This window comes from Nonomuraea sp. NPDC051941 (assembly GCF_044593615.1).
The window spans coordinates 42946-57003 of sequence record NZ_JBIUCF010000004.1; the positions used below are offsets into that span (position 1 = coordinate 42946).

8 protein-coding genes are annotated in these 14058 nt (G+C 74.2%); all 8 read right to left on the reverse strand.

What is annotated here, in order from left to right:
• Positions 1-85: 85 nt before the first annotated feature.
• The gene (locus ACIHFD_RS09400; RefSeq protein WP_397366326.1) at positions 86-4180 is read right to left on the reverse strand and encodes a DUF4157 domain-containing protein; all 4095 of its coding nucleotides are present in this window, start codon (positions 4178-4180) and stop codon (positions 86-88) included.
• 2 nt (positions 4181-4182) lie between these two features.
• Positions 4183-5505 (reverse strand): DUF6519 domain-containing protein, encoded by a 1323-nt coding sequence (locus ACIHFD_RS09405; RefSeq protein ID WP_397366327.1) that lies wholly within the window; start codon positions 5503-5505, stop codon positions 4183-4185.
• Positions 5506-5515: 10 nt separating this feature from the next.
• Positions 5516-7582 (reverse strand): phage tail protein, encoded by a 2067-nt coding sequence (locus tag ACIHFD_RS09410; protein WP_397366328.1) that lies wholly within the window; start codon positions 7580-7582, stop codon positions 5516-5518.
• Positions 7579-10083 carry a putative baseplate assembly protein gene (locus tag ACIHFD_RS09415; protein ID WP_397366329.1) on the reverse strand — a complete coding sequence of 835 codons (2505 nt, stop codon included), beginning with the start codon at positions 10081-10083 and terminating at the stop codon, positions 7579-7581. Before ACIHFD_RS09415 ends, ACIHFD_RS09410 begins: the two co-directional genes overlap by 4 nt.
• 75 nt (positions 10084-10158) lie before the next feature.
• Positions 10159-12750, reverse strand: a complete 2592-nt coding sequence (locus ACIHFD_RS09420) for a putative baseplate assembly protein (RefSeq protein ID WP_397366330.1) — start codon at positions 12748-12750, stop codon at positions 10159-10161.
• Complete coding sequence (locus ACIHFD_RS09425; RefSeq protein WP_357745506.1) at positions 12747-13115, reverse strand: GPW/gp25 family protein; 369 nt, start codon at positions 13113-13115, stop codon at positions 12747-12749. The genes ACIHFD_RS09420 and ACIHFD_RS09425 overlap by 4 nt, the downstream gene beginning before the upstream one ends.
• On the reverse strand, positions 13112-13456 hold the full coding sequence (locus tag ACIHFD_RS09430) for a hypothetical protein (protein ID WP_397366331.1): 345 nt from the start codon (positions 13454-13456) through the stop codon (positions 13112-13114). Before ACIHFD_RS09430 ends, ACIHFD_RS09425 begins: the two co-directional genes overlap by 4 nt.
• Positions 13457-13470: 14 nt before the next feature.
• A complete protein-coding gene (locus ACIHFD_RS09435) occupies positions 13471-14058 on the reverse strand; it encodes a phage baseplate assembly protein V (RefSeq protein ID WP_350727532.1) in 588 nt (195 codons plus the stop codon).

Below are 14058 nucleotides of genomic sequence, written 5' to 3' on the forward strand. Positions count from 1 at the left end.
CCATTCAGGCAACCGATAAAATCCGTTGAAACTGCCGAAAATCCCATTCGCCGTTTATTCCAAGCGATATCGAAAAGCACGTGGCTCAGCCGTATTTGGTCAGTTCCGGGTGGCGGCGCAGCGTCTCGTAGGTCTTGCGGTCGGGGGCGTAGGCGTCGGCGCGCGACCCGTCCTCGCCGCGTTCGCGGAAGACCTCGCGAAGCCTGTCGACCAGCGGGTCCCACTGCGTGTAGACCGGCTTGAGCTTGTTGAGCGCCTGGATGACGGAGATGACGTCCGGGCCCCGGTACCACGGCGGATGCTCGAGCTCCTTGCGCACCTCGGCGAAGACCGCCCTCTCCTGGTCGCGCAGCGTCATCATGGCGGGGATCAGGCTCCGGAGCTTGGCGTTGCGCTCCTCCACCGCTTCGGCGTCAGGAGCGGGCGCGGGCGGAGGCCCCACCGTCTCCTTCTGCGCGGGCGCGGACGCGGGCGCCAGTGCCGCTTTGAGCTTGCGCAGCTCGCCGCGGATCTCCGTCTGCCTGTCGCCGATCCTGCGCAACATCTCGGCCACCGCCGCCACGTCGGTGAACTGCTCGGAGGCGGCCGTGATGGCTCTGGCGGCCTTGTCGAGCCTGAGGTTGTCGGCCTTCAGGCCCGCCTGGGCCTCCTCGAAGGCCCCGGCCGCGGCGCGGGCCTTGAGCTGGGCGACCCGGTCACCCACCACGATCGTCTCGAACGCCTCCCGCTCCTTGGCCAGCTCGGCCGGCCAGTCGTAGCGCACGCCGCCCTCGGCCTGGCCCTGCGGCCGGACCACCGCCTGCACGGCGTCGGACGCGCCGTCGTTGTGGCTCGCGTACTCGGCGAGCGCGCGGCTCATCGCCTCCCTGTCCCCGCCGCCGGCGGCGATCCTGCGGCCGAGGCGCTGCCAGTCCTGGAAGCTCGCGATCCGGCCGCGGAAGGCGTGGTTCCACCTGCCGGGTTCCCGGGAGATCGACGCGATGGTCGCGAAGTCGTCGTCCGACAGCTTCATCCCGATCACCTCGGTGCGCGACTGCAGCAGCTTGCTGCCGCCGGTGGCCAGTTTGAGCGAACTGGCGACGGGCGACTGGTCGGCGGCGGAGGCCAGCGCGCGGGCCGAGGCCCCCAGGTCGGTCTCCGAGGTCGTGGTGCTGACGTCACCCGTGGCCTTGTTGCCGGGACCGACGGCGGCGGTGACGGCCTGCTCGGTCCGGTACTCGAGCTGCGGGCCCGACGCCGCTCCGGCCGTGAGCGCGCCACCCGTCGCCCCGGAGAACAGCTTGTGCGTGCCCGTCTCGTCGACGACCGTCTTCTCCGCGAAGGAATGGGTGGTCGAGATCAACGCCTCCAGCCCCCCGACGCCGACCTTGGGGGTCAGCGTGGTCGACCAGCCGGTGCCGGACTCCGTACCGGCCACCCGGGTGGGGTCGGCGGCGGCCAGGGCGGTCAGTTCGGCCGCGCCGTCGACCGCGAGGATCCGGTCGAACCTGGTCTGGTAGTCCGGGTCGCCGGGGTTCAGGCGGAAGGTGACCGCCCTGGCCTCCGACGTCGTCCTGCCGTAGCTGAGGCCGGCGCTCACGGCTCCCGACGAGCCGGACGCGCCGATGGACTTCGCGGTCTCCGACACCACCTCGACCGTGACGAGCACGGCCCCGCCCCTGCGCGCCACCGTGCGCTTGAGCGACCTGCTCCTGCTGTAGGAGACCTCGGCGCCGACCGGCGATCTGCCCGCGCCGGTCACGCCGAGCGAGCCGCCGACGCCCTTCCTGGCCTCCAGGCTCGCCTGGTCGCCCTCGCCGAGCTTGGCCGCCTCGGCGGCCGACAGCGGAGCCGCCAGGGTGGTCAGCAACTGCCGCGCGTCGTCGACGCTGCCGCGCGCGACGAGGTTGACGATCCGCAGCTCCTGCTCCGCGCCGCCCGACCCGTCGCGGGCCAGGTCCCCGAGGTAGCGCTTGGTCTCCGCCTCGCTGAACCGGTGGACGAACGTCCCGGTCACCGACCCCGTGACCGACAGCGACGCGCTCGCCGTGCCCTTCCGTCCCGCCCCGCCGCCCACCCCGCCGCCCACCGTGCCGGTCGCGCCGATCGTCACGGTCACCATGAGCTGGTACGCCGGCGGCTCCGTCGCCTCCACCCGCGTGGCCTTCACCACCACGCGGGCGTTGCCGGCGACGGACCTGGTGGTGGTGAAGCCGTTGCCGTACGCGGTGGTCCGCTGGGCGCTCGCGGCCCCCTGCCCGCCGAACCCCTCGGGACCGGCGACGACGCCGGCGCTCGCCTGGCGGCCGGTCCGGGTCCCCTGCTGGAGCCTGCCCTCCTCGTCGAACGTCCCCGTGCTGGTGTCCTTGCTCCGAGTGAGGGTCAGGCTGCCCTCGTTCCGTGCCACCGTCGTCCCTGTCGTGCTCTTGGACGTGGCCTCGGGGGCCCCCTTGGAGGGAGCCTGGACCCCGGGCGCCGGGGCCGCGGACGCTTTCGGCGCCGTACCAGGGGGCGGGGTCGGCACGGGGGTAGTGGGAGCTTTCGGTGCCGTAGTGGGTGCCGGGGACTTGGCCGGTTTGGGGGCCTGCTGAGGAGCTTCCGGTTTCGGCTTGGCCTTGGGCGCCTTCGGCTGGGCCTGGGCCTGCTGGAGGATCCCGTCGTCCGCATCGGCCGGGACCGGGAGGGTCACGATCCTGCGCCGCCGCGGCTTCGGAGGCGGGTCCGGCTGCGGCTTGGCCGTCTCCGGGCGCGCCGGGCGGCGCTGCTCGACGACCGGTTCGGGCCTCGGCAGCTTGCGCGGGAGCTTCTTGATGGCCTCCAGCGCCGGGGAGATGTTGGCGGGGACGTGCTCGCGCTCCGGATCCTTGGCCCGGGGGCTGGCCCCGGTGGCTCCGGCCGCCCCCAGCTTGGCCGCGCAGTGCGGGCAGATGTTCGAGCTGGCGCCGACCGCGACCAGCTTGATCCCGTGCTTGGCCGCGTAGGCGATCAGCCTCGCCTCAGCGTCCTTGCGCGCCTGCTCCGCAGTACGCTTGCGCTTCGGCTCGTCCGACTCCGACGTCTCCCCTTCGGCGGCCTCGCCCTCATGCCGGCCGGCGAGATGCGGTCCCGGCGGGGACACCGGATCGGTCTTCGGCACCACTCCCGACAGAGGCACCGGTTCCGACTTCGGCACCACTCCCGACTGAGGTGCCGGCTCGGACTCGGGCTCGGGGTCATGAGCGAGCGCGAGCGCCGACCCGGGTGTGGGCACCGGGCCGGGAGCCGGCGAAGGGGCGGGCTTGGCGGCCGGAGCCGGTGCGGCAGGGTCAGCCGGTACGACTTTGAGAGCGGGAGCTGCCGCCTTCTGTTTCGGTTGGCGCACGGCCGTGGCCCACGTCTCCTCCGGCTTCAGTTCGTCGTCCACGAACTTGCGGCGGCTGCCGTTGGAGGTGGTGACGAGCTGGTGCAGGTTGCCTTCCTCGTCCACGCCATAGGCGACGCCGACGGTGACGTTACCCCGGGCGAGGCCCTCATCCGCCTTATGGCGCTCCTCAGGGGTGCGCTTGTCGGGTGGCAGTGTCTTGCCCTCCTTCGCCGCCTGGGCGATCTTCGCCTCCCGGGCCGCCTGCCGCTGAGCGACCTCCTTCCGGACGACATGACCCATCAGCTCCAAAGCCCGCAGGTCGGCGGCGTCCTGGAACTCCGACAGCCGGGCGAGCGCCTCCACGTCCTCCGGGCTCGCGGGGCCGCCCGTCTCCTCCGCCATGGCCAGCCCAACCGACGCGCTGCCGCCGACGGCCACGTGGCCGCTCTCTGGCCCGCTCTCGTGCGCCACCGCGTCGGCCGCCGCGTGGGCCGCGGCCTCGAGCCCGGCGTGGCGGGTCGGCCGCGGGCCCGCGCCGCCGCGCTGCTGGATGACGTGGGCCAGCTCGTGGGCGAGCAGGTGCCTGCCGTCGGGGGTGTGCGGCGCGAACCTGCCGGGGCCGAAGACGATCCGCTCGCCGACCGTGTACGCGCGGGCGCCCAGCTCGCGCGCCGATCTCCCGGCCGAGCCGTCGGAGTGCACCCTGACCTGGCTGAGGTCCTGCCCGAACCGCTGCTCCATGGCCGTACGCGTCACCCGGTCCAGCGGCTCGCCCCTGCGCGCCAGCTCCCTGCGGGCCGCGGCGGGGACGGGCGCCGAGGCCCGCGCGGGTTCGGCACGTCGGTCGCCGGCCGCCATGGTCACAGTCCGTGCGTGAGCGGCAGCGCGAACGACGTCCGCCAACCGGTGACCGCGTCGCCCTCGACGACGGCCAGCGGCGCGTAGTGGTAGGCCACGCCGTGCGGGCCGCGGCCCTGGGGGTGGTGCCAGATGACGTCACCCAGCGTGCGGCGCGCGGGGAAGACCCAGTAGTCGCCCGTACGGTAGCGGTGCGGGTTGCCGCGCTCGCCGGTGAGGAAGCGCACCTCGACGCCCCGCTCCAGCGGGATCCACCCCGTATCCTTCCTGGCCGCCTGCGCCTCGGTCACCGGAACGGCCCCGTCGGGGGACTTGCCGGGCGGCGTGTGGTCCCAGCGCCGAAGGTACGGGTGGCGGCGCCGGTCGATCGCGGGCGGCGGCGCGTCCAAGGTCACGGTCGACAGGTCCACGTCCACGTCGACCACCTGCCGCAGCGGCGCGGCCGGACGCGGCCAGCCCAGCTCGCGGCGCAGCGAGACGGCGTCGTCCACGGCCTCCACCCACTGGCCGACCTCCAGCGCGGTGTGCCGGTCGCGGCCCAGGCTGCTCACCTGGACCACGGGCCCGTCGCTGGCCAGGATCGGATAGATCACCGAGCCGTTGTCCCGCGACCAGGCGAAGCTCGCCCCCTCCCGGGCGGTGCCGCCGCTGCGGATCTCCACCCGGTAGAGCTGGTTCTCGCCGGTGTACCCCGCGTCGGACGGCGCGGTGCACGGGTCGTCGTCGGCCTCGTGCGGGCGCGTGGCCCGTACCTGGAGCACTCCCCGGTGCTCCGCCGACTCGGCGGCGGCGATCCAGTCGGCGACCCAGGTCTCCACCGACACGTCGCCGGTCGGCACGGGCACGGCGCGCACCTGCCAGACGACCTGCGCGCGGCTGCTGGTGTCGGGGTGGTGCGGGCCGAGCGCGGGCTCGTGCAGCGTGGGGTCCTCCACCTCGGTGACGTGCCGCTCCCAGACCTTCAGGTAGACCAGGTACCTGCCCTTGGGCAGCCGGTCGGCGCCCGCGACGTCCAGCACGGCGTGCGGCTGCTTGGCGTAGGTGGTCTCGGCCGGGTTCTCGACGCCGATGCCGTTCACGTAATAGTGGCCCGCCCCGATGGTGAAGTCCGCCACGGCCGGGTCGCCGATGGCGAAGCCCAGCCCGGGGCCCGCCGGCCCGGCGTGGGGGCCCATCAGGTCGGCCAGCGCGCCGCGCAGCTGGTGCAGCAGGAGCGCGGTCTGCTCGTTGCGGTTGGCGTCCAGGCCGACCCTGCCCTGCAGGTCGAAGACCGCGGAGTAGCCGCGCTCCGGCGAGAAGGTGATGTTGGAGAAGTCTCCGTGCACAGCGGTCTCCCTAGGTGGCGTTGATGACGGCTGCATCGACACCGAGGGGGACGAACCCGTCCAGGTGGTCGACGAGGTTGGCGAGTCTGCGCGCCTCGAACAGGTCGTGGAAGGCGCCCATCTCGGCGCCGTCCTCCGCTCCTGTGCGGATGGCGTCGGCACAGGTCTCGTGCAGCCGGCAGTAGCCGGGCGTGCCGTACCTGACGCTGGTGAACCTGGGCCGCAGCCGGTTGTCCGCATCGGGCGGGCACCGGTAGCGGGGCGGGCCGCCGTGGCAGGCGTAGGAGACGTAGGAGTAGCGCGCGCAGCCGGCGTCGCGCCTGGCCACGTGCACGCAGCCGGTCACGATGCTGTCCTCGGCGAGCCTGAGCAGGTAGACGCGCACCTGACCGAGCACGGTGCAGCGGCGCAGGGTCAGGTCTGCGTAGGCGTTCCTGGCGTCCACGCCCGTCACGGCGGCGAGTTCGCGGCCGGTCGCATCGATGATCGAGTCGTACGCCTCGACGATGAGCGGCTCCCCCGCGGTCTCGTCCTGGTCGACGAGGATCGTGCCGACGATCGACCGTTCGACGCGCAGGCGGGCGGTGGTGCGGCGCAGCTCGATCGACGGCTCCTCGCCGTGGCGGGGCTCGCACCGGTCGTCCAGCTCCCAGCCGGGCACGAGGGTGCAGTGCCTGATCGTCACCTCGCCCACCTGCCCCGTGATGTCGACGCTGCGGCCCGAGATCACGAGCCCGTCGAGGAGCAGGCGGGGGCGGCGCGCGGAGGGCGGCGGGCAGTCGGCGGCGCCGCCCGGCGGCGGGGTCTTGGAGCGGGCGCGCACCGAGAGCGCGTCGAACCTGTTGGCCCGCTGGTTGAGCAGCCTGATGACCGGCCGCTGGTACGGCGCCGCCCGCAGCTCCAGCCGGTCGTCCAGGTCCAGCTCGACGCAGAGCGCCTCGGTGTAGTCGGCCGAGTCGACGATCTCCACGAGCGCGTCCTGCAGCGACGGGTCGGCCTCCTTGTCCTCCTGCCACTGCCGGAGCGCCGCGGTGATCGAGCCGAACCCGTCACCGCCGACGACATACCGGCGGCGCTCGCCGACGGGAGCGGTCGCCCTGGCGTAGGCGCCGCCGCCCATGCGCTCGCTGAAGCCGTAGCACCAGCTCACCCACACCCCCTCCTCCGGCGCCTCGTCCGGCGGGAAGGCGATCCTGCCCAGCACCGGGTCCACGACCACCTGGCCCGGCTGGGGCCGGTAGCGCCAGTCGCTCAGGTCGGCGCCGACGATCCGGTTCGCGGGGACGGGGTTGTCCAGGCTGTCGCACCAGATCCGCAGGGCGCGGCCCGGGCCGTAGTACTCGGTCACGGCCGCGGCGAACTCCTCGCGGCCGATCGGCTGCGGCAGGTCGGCGGGTCCCGACAGGTGGGCGGCCTTCGGCCCCGTCCCCTGCGGGGCGAACAGCTGGGTGTCGATGCCCAGCACGTTGACCAGGTAGCGGCTGTAGCGCTGGTCGACGCAGAACGCCGGGGCCCGGGTGACGGGGAAGGACAGCAGCCACCACACGTACAGCGCCAGGCTGGGGATGTTGGGCAGGCCCCGGGTCAGCTCGCTGTTGATCCGGCGCACGTCGGGCAGCCTGGAGGCGGTGTCGAAGGGGCCGCCGACGCGCTCGCAGGCGACGAGGTCGCGCACGTCGAAGGTGGCCGGCCGGTCCGGCCGCAGGTGCCGGAGGTGCTGGTCGCGCACCAGCATCCGGTACGTCTCCACCGCCCGCGCGGGCCGGCCGGCGACGTCGAAGGCGAGCTGTTCCAGCGCGGCGGCAGTGCCCTTGCGGCGGCGTACGGCCACCGCGTCCGCCACCTCGGCGCGGGAGACGCCCTCCCTGTCGATGCCGACCAGGGCCGCGATGTACGGCACGATCCACTCGTCACAGGTCTCGACGAACCAGTTGGCGTACCAGGTGTCGAGGTCGTCCTCGATGACGTGTACCTGCTCCTCGATGACCCGCAGCAGCGCCCGCAGCGGGTGGCCCCGCTCCTCGTCCCTGCTGCGGTGGATGGCGGGCAGCAGCGCGGCCAGCTCGTCTCGGGTCATCGGGCCACCTCCACGTGCAGGACGACGAACCCGTCCAGGCCAGGTGTGATCAGGACGAGCTCGGCGGGGTCGATGTGGACGCCGTCGGCCCGGGTCCTGGCCGGTCTGGCGGGTATCCGTTCGGCCACGCCGGTGACCGCGGCGGCCTCGGGGGCGCTCGTGCCGAGGGTTGCGCCCAGCCGCACGACGTCGGCGAACGCGACGCCGGGCACGCGCTGGAGCTCCGCGACGACCTCGGACAGGTACAGGCTGCGCCCGAGAGCGCGCGCGTCGAACCCGAACGCCGCCTCCAGGGCCGCGCGGGCCTGCGGGCCGACCAGGTCGGGGGCGCGGTCGGCGTCGATCCACACGTTCGCCTCCAGGACGATGTTCCACAGCGTGCGCGGCGCCGCGGCGACCGGCACGCCGGGGTCGCCGTAGCGGCGGCAGGCCGCGAGCAGGCCGCGCAGCAGGTCGGAGTCCGGCTCGATCGGCGCGTCGTCCACGCCCGCCACCGTCACGTGGACCAGTTCCCTGCCGCCCGCGCTCAGGCGGGCCGCCGCGGCCTTGCCGACACCCGCGCGGGCCAGGGTGAAGTCCGCGTAGTCGCGCAGGCCCACCAGCCGGTCCATGGCCAGCGTGGGCAGCGGCGCCCGGCCGCGCAGCGCCGGGTCCGCGTCGTGGTCGGTGCCGCCGCTCGCGCGCAGCGGGTTGGTCACCGCGCTGACGCCCAGCGGTTTGGTCTGCAGCTGGCTGAGCTGCCCGGCGCGTACGTTGCCCGCCCTGCCGATGCCCACGCGGTAGGTGAAGGCCACATTGCCGGTGCCGGTGGGCAGCCGCGATCCGCGCCTGCCGTCGCCGAACTCGACGGTCGCGCCGCCCGCGGCGTCCACGCTCAGCTGGTAGGCCCGCTCGGAAGGCCCCGCCCAGGCCAGCTCGGGGACCTCGTGCCAGGCGATCCCGCCGACCCTGACGATCAGCTCCGCCTCGGCACCGTCGGCGTCGGGGGTGGCGATGTACGTCAGCGGCTGCTGGCCCAGGGTGAAGCGCTGGCCGGCCGCGCCGGCGTCGCCGCTGCCCGCCGCGGGTTCGAGCTTCGTCTCGCCGTTCGTGGCGCGTACGACGTTGGCCCAGACGGTGACGGTGGAGCGGCGGTAGCTGCCGCGCAGCGGGGCCGCGAGGTCCAGCACGGTGTGGTCCGGCACGCTCCCCGACGAGGAGACCCGCCGGGTGCCGATGACCCGCGCGACCTCGCCGCTCGGCGGGGTGAGCGGGCCCGCGTCCTGCGGCATCCCGGACACGACGATCGTGCGGCCGGTCGGCAGGTCCTCGATCACCACTCCGAGGTCGATCGAGCCGCCCTCGACGGGCCCCGTGATGGGCTCGTCGGCCAGGGCGAGAGGCTCGGCCTGGACGTAGAAGGTGTAGCCGCGCAGCTCGGACAGGGAGCGCCCGGCGTCGCCGTGCTCCTCGGGGAACCAGGGCGCCACCAGCACGAGCGCGGTCACCCTGCCGGAGATGCCGTAGCGGGCCAGGCCCAGCGTACGCACCTCTTTCACGAGGTTGACGTTCACGAGGCCGTCGCCGGAGACCACCACGATCCAGCTGCCCGGGAGGATGCGCGGGTAGTCGGCGTCGAGCGGGAGCAACGTGCGCGCGCCCGCGTCGGAGTCGTACAGGCTCTCGTCGAGCTCCCAGTCGGGGTCGTCCGCGGCGACCTCGCCGATCACCCCGCCGGATGTCGCGGGCGGGAGCGGGGCGGCGGAGCCGAACGTGGCCGCCTTGGCCCGCAGGACCTCCAGCCGGACGAACTCCGCCTCCTCGTCGCCGTCCTCGGCCACCCCGGCCGGGGACAGCTGGAGCCTGGCGGCGGTCACCTGCGCGTCCAGGTCGGTCTCCGCCGACTCGACGATCCTCAGCAGGGGCGATCCGTCGGTGAAGTGGAAGAGCAGGCGGTCGTTGGGCGCGAGCCCGGTCGCGATCCCTTCGACGTGCACCACCCGCAGGGAGGCCACGCGGCAGCGGGTCAGCCGCGTCGGGCGGCGCAGCCTGGGCGGCAGCGCGCCCCACGACGAGCGGGCCACCAGCTCCTCAGCCGTCTCGAAGATCTGCGGCTTGGCGCCGGGGTCGGGCACGCTCTGCACCCTGGCGCCCGCGGGCACGCGCACGAGCGGGTCGGCGGGGTCGGGGTCGAGGGTGTAGGCCAGCCAGGCACTCGCCGCCAGCCCCGGCCGGGGCCGGTAGCCGACGAGCGCGGCCAGCTCCACCAGCGAGCGCCGCTCCTTGGCCGTCGCGAGGTAGCCCTCGTCGGCGATGCGTTCCTGGTAGAAGGTCAGCACGTCGCCGACGCAGGCCCACGCGTCCAGCAGCGCCAGCGCGGGGTCGTCGGGGGCGCGCGCGGTGAGGCTGGCCAGCTCGGGATGGTCGGAGGAGGCCAGCCTCCCGATCATCCTGGCCAGGAACGCCGCCCGGGTGCCCACGCGGACGCTCAGGCTCGACCGCCCCGGCGGGTTGGCCGTCACCTTTCCGGGCGGCAGCGGTGTCCCCGAAGCGCACCGCCCGCAACATCCCGCCGCTTCACCGCAGCTCATACCGGCTCACCGCCCTCCCACGAGATCCAGCGTCAACGTCCCGGCCGAGGGGATCTCCAGCGGGCCGAACGCGAGCGCGCCGCCGGGAGGCACGGGCGGCCCGGTGGAGACCGTGCGGGCCAGCCGGACGACGCTCGCCGACACCACTCCCGGCACGGCCATGGCCTCGGCCAGGATCCGGCTCACGTACAGGCCGGTGCCGAAGGTGAGGCGGTCGGGGTCGAACATGCCGCCCGGCGCGTCGCCGAGCCGGGCCCGCAGCGCGACGGTGACGGCCGAGCGGGGCGCGTTCGCCGCCAGGCAGACGCGTAGCCCGAGGTCGACCGCGACCAGCCGGGGCGGGTCGGCCCGCAGGTCGTGCCCGATCCGCCGGACCTGCTCCAGCCGGGTCCGCACCGCTTCCAGAGGGAACTCCTCGCCGCAGCCGCCGCGCAGGGGGTCGATCGCCACGTCGGCCTCGTACCAGCCGCCGGTCCAGGCCAGGTCGGTGGCCGCGCTCTGGACTCCGGGCTGGGCGGCGGCGATCGTGGCGTAGTCCTCGGCGGTGACCGCCCGTATCAGGCGGTGCCGGTAGGCGGTGGGGCCGAGCAGGCGGGCTTCGGCGACCGGTTCGGGGTCGATGCCGCCCGTGGCGGGCAGCGGGTTGCGTACGCCGGTCACGGGCACCGCGATGGGGCACGAGGCCACCAGGTGGGCCACCGCCTCGGGGCCGACGTTGCCGGCCGTCCCGTTGCCGACCCGCAGGCGCAGCTCGAACCGCTGGCCGGGGCGGACCCCGCGGCCGTACTTTCCGTCGCCGAAGCGCAGGTGCGAGTTGCCCTCGTCGTCCACCTCGACGACGACGTGCCGGTCCTCGGGGCCGCTGCCGATCAGGTCGGCCCGCACCGTCCACGTCTCGCAGTCGGAGGTGAGCCACAGCTGGGCCGGCGCCGTACGCGGGTCCTGGGTGAGCGCGGCGGCGGCGGGACCCGCGGCGACCGGCTCGGCGGGATCGAGCCCCGCGCCGGCGCCCCAGGTGGCGGCCACCTCGGCCGCGTCGGCGGCGTCCAGCGGCAGGCCGAGGCGGGCCTGGGCGGTCAGCCTGGCCAGCCTGCCGAGCGGGCGGGGCCGGGGCGCGGTGCCGGTGGGGATGCGGGCCAGCGTCAGGGCCTGGCCCGCCGCGACGATCTCGGGAGCGGGGTAGGGCGCCCGGCGGGTGAGGGGCGCGTGCGGCAGCACGGGCTCGAAGCGCACCCGTACGGGGTCGCGCTCCGGGCGGCCGAGCCCCTCGCACCGCACGGGACCGGGCTCCCCGTCGGGCACGGTCAGCGTGCCGGTCACTGTGGCGCCGTGGTCGACGAGGACCACGTTCGCCCTGGCCACGCTCACGTCCTCGAACAGGCAGCACTCCTCGCCGCCGATGGCGGCCAGGCACAGGTCGAACGTCAGGGCGTCGGCGCACGCCCAGCTCACCCGGAGCAACGGCTGGTCGTAGACCGGGTCGTCGAGCTCCTCGACCTCGGTCAGCCGTACGGCCTGGCGGTGGGTGACGTCCGCGTCGCCCGGCACCCCGGTCAGCGGGCCGCGTACCTCCTCGAAGATCACCACGTCGCCGGGGCACAGGCCGAGCAGCCGCTCGGACCGCTCCTCGTCGCACCAGCCGTCCACCAGCGTCGCGGCGGTCGCGCCGCGCGGCAGGCAGCACTCCTCGCCGCCCCAGGTCCACAGCCGGATGCGGTTACGGGCGGGGCTGACGGCCACGTCGTGCTCCAGCACGGGTTCGTACACCTGGTAGCCGCCGCCGGGCGCCAGACGGCGCAGCTCGCCCTCCGAGACCATCGGGCGGCCGCCGAGCGCCGGGACCGCCGTCACGAACCGGTAGCCGCCCGCGTACAGGACCCCCGGCTCCTCGACCTCCAGGTGCACCCAGGCGCGCGCGTTGCAGCCGTCGTGCATCCGGTAGTCGACCAGCCGCAGGTGCCGCCGCACCGACGTGCGCAGCCGGGCCGTGCCCAGGTACGCCTCGGTGGCCACCGCGTCCTGGCGATAGGAGAGCTGGTCGCCGACGTAGGCGAGCAGCTCGACCAGCGTGACGCCCAGGTCGGGGATCTGCCGGTCGGTCCAGGCGGGGGAAGTCAGCGCGAGCCGGTCCAGGATGAGCCGCCGGAAGCTCGCGTAGTCCTTGGCCAGGTAGTCGATGACCGCCCGGTCCTCCTCGCCCGGCGGGCAGGGCGCCGTCGCGCCGCAGTCGCTCTCCTCGCCGCAGTCGCCGGTGAAAGTGAAGGCGGCGCGGGCGTACCGGGGGTCGAGGTCCTGCGCGCAGGCCAGCTCCACCTCGTACGGCGAGCGGTCCCCGAGCCGGTCGAGGTGCACGACCAGCTCGTCGTAGCGACCGGCCCGCGCGGCGACCACCTCGACGTGGACGGCCCGCACCACGCGCCCAGGACCGGTGATGGCGACGTCGTCCGCCTCCGGCACGGGCTCGGGAGCCTTGCCGAACAGCAGCAGCCGCAGCGTGCGCGCCTCGTTGTCGACCTGCACGCCCGCGATGCCGCCCCATCCGCAGGCGCGGTCCCGTTCCCGCCGCGCGCGGGGCGGGCAGCCCTCGTCGGCCGTCATGGCCCGGTCCTCCGTTCGACGGTGACCGAGTTGAGCTCCCCGGTCAGCAGCAGCACGTACGCCACCGACACCAGCAGTGCCCCCTCCTCGGCCCGCACGTCCACGCGCTCGACCCGCAGGTCGTCGGGCAACCACTGCTGCAGGGCGGCCTGGAGGGTGTACTCGACGGCCCCGGCCAGTTCGGGGCTGTTGGGGGCGAAGACCAGCCGCAGGACGCCGGTGCCGAAGTCGGGCCGGTTGACCCGCTCCCCCGGGATCGTGAACAGCAGCTGCTCGACCATGTCGCGCACGTGGTCCTCGTCCGTGGTGGTGGCCGACCTGCCGTGCGCGTCGACGTGGAAGGGAAAGTCGAGGTGAGTGCTCATGATCCCGCCGCCCTGAGCTGCGTCGAGGTGATGACCGGCGTGCCCTGGGGGGCCTTGGCCGCCGACTGGCTGACACCGGCGCCGGGCCCCGCGGGCTCCAGGACGACCGGCTTGCCGAGCACGAAGACCCGGGTGGAGGCGGCCAGCGCGAAGTCGACGGTGACGCAGGGGCTCGGCGGGGTCGAGCCCGACAGCGAGCAGCCCGCCACCGCGACCACGTCGCCGACGGTCACCACCGGCGCGCCCCCGGCCAGCACCACGGTCTGGCCGGGGACGATCGTGGCCTTGCCCTGGTGCAGGCAGGTCACCTGCGAGGCGACGGTCAGGAGGAAACCCGGCATCGTCGGCACCCCTCTCAGGCCGGCTTCACGACGAGCGCGCCGTTGTTGATGTTGACGAGCCCGACGAGGTTGATGGCCGGCGCGGTGATGGTCACGCCCGAGGTGTCGACCGTGATGGCCGCCGACTGGGACTGCAGCAGCACACCGCTGCCCTTCATCGGGGCCACCGGCGTGTCGGACAGGGCGATCTTGCTCTTGCCGATGGTCTCGATGAGGAGCGCGGGCGCCGCCGGGGGCAGCAGCTTGGCGGTGGCGGGCGCCTCTTCCCGGCTCCCCCAGAAGAAACCCACCCAGATGGGGCTGTCGGGGCTGCCCTGCTCGAACTCCACCCAGACCCCGGCACCGGGCGGCGGCACGGCGAAGAAGCCCATCTGCAGGCCGGCCAGCGGCACGCACGGCATCGCCCACGTCGACGGCAGCACGCCGAGCACGTCGGGCACGCTGACCAGCAGCCGTCCCTTGCCGAGAGGGTCGATGTTGTTCAGCACCGAGCCCCGGTACTTGCCGTAGAAACGTCTGGTGCCCGGCGGCTCGGCGTCCTCGCGCTCTGCGGGGCCGAAGAAGCCGGGAGACTCGACATAGCCGAGCTCGTCCATGTTCAT

Coding starts and splice junctions, on each gene's coding strand:
- ACIHFD_RS09400 (WP_397366326.1), bottom strand. CDS start 4,180: ATGGCGGCCGGCGACCGACGTGCCGAACCCGCGCGGGCCTCGGCGCCC.
- ACIHFD_RS09410 (WP_397366328.1), bottom strand. CDS start 7,582: ATGACCCGAGACGAGCTGGCCGCGCTGCTGCCCGCCATCCACCGCAGC.
- ACIHFD_RS09420 (WP_397366330.1), bottom strand. CDS start 12,750: ATGACGGCCGACGAGGGCTGCCCGCCCCGCGCGCGGCGGGAACGGGAC.
- ACIHFD_RS09425 (WP_357745506.1), bottom strand. CDS start 13,115: ATGAGCACTCACCTCGACTTTCCCTTCCACGTCGACGCGCACGGCAGG.
- ACIHFD_RS09430 (WP_397366331.1), bottom strand. CDS start 13,456: ATGCCGGGTTTCCTCCTGACCGTCGCCTCGCAGGTGACCTGCCTGCAC.
- ACIHFD_RS09435 (WP_350727532.1), bottom strand. CDS start 14,058: ATGAACATGGACGAGCTCGGCTATGTCGAGTCTCCCGGCTTCTTCGGC.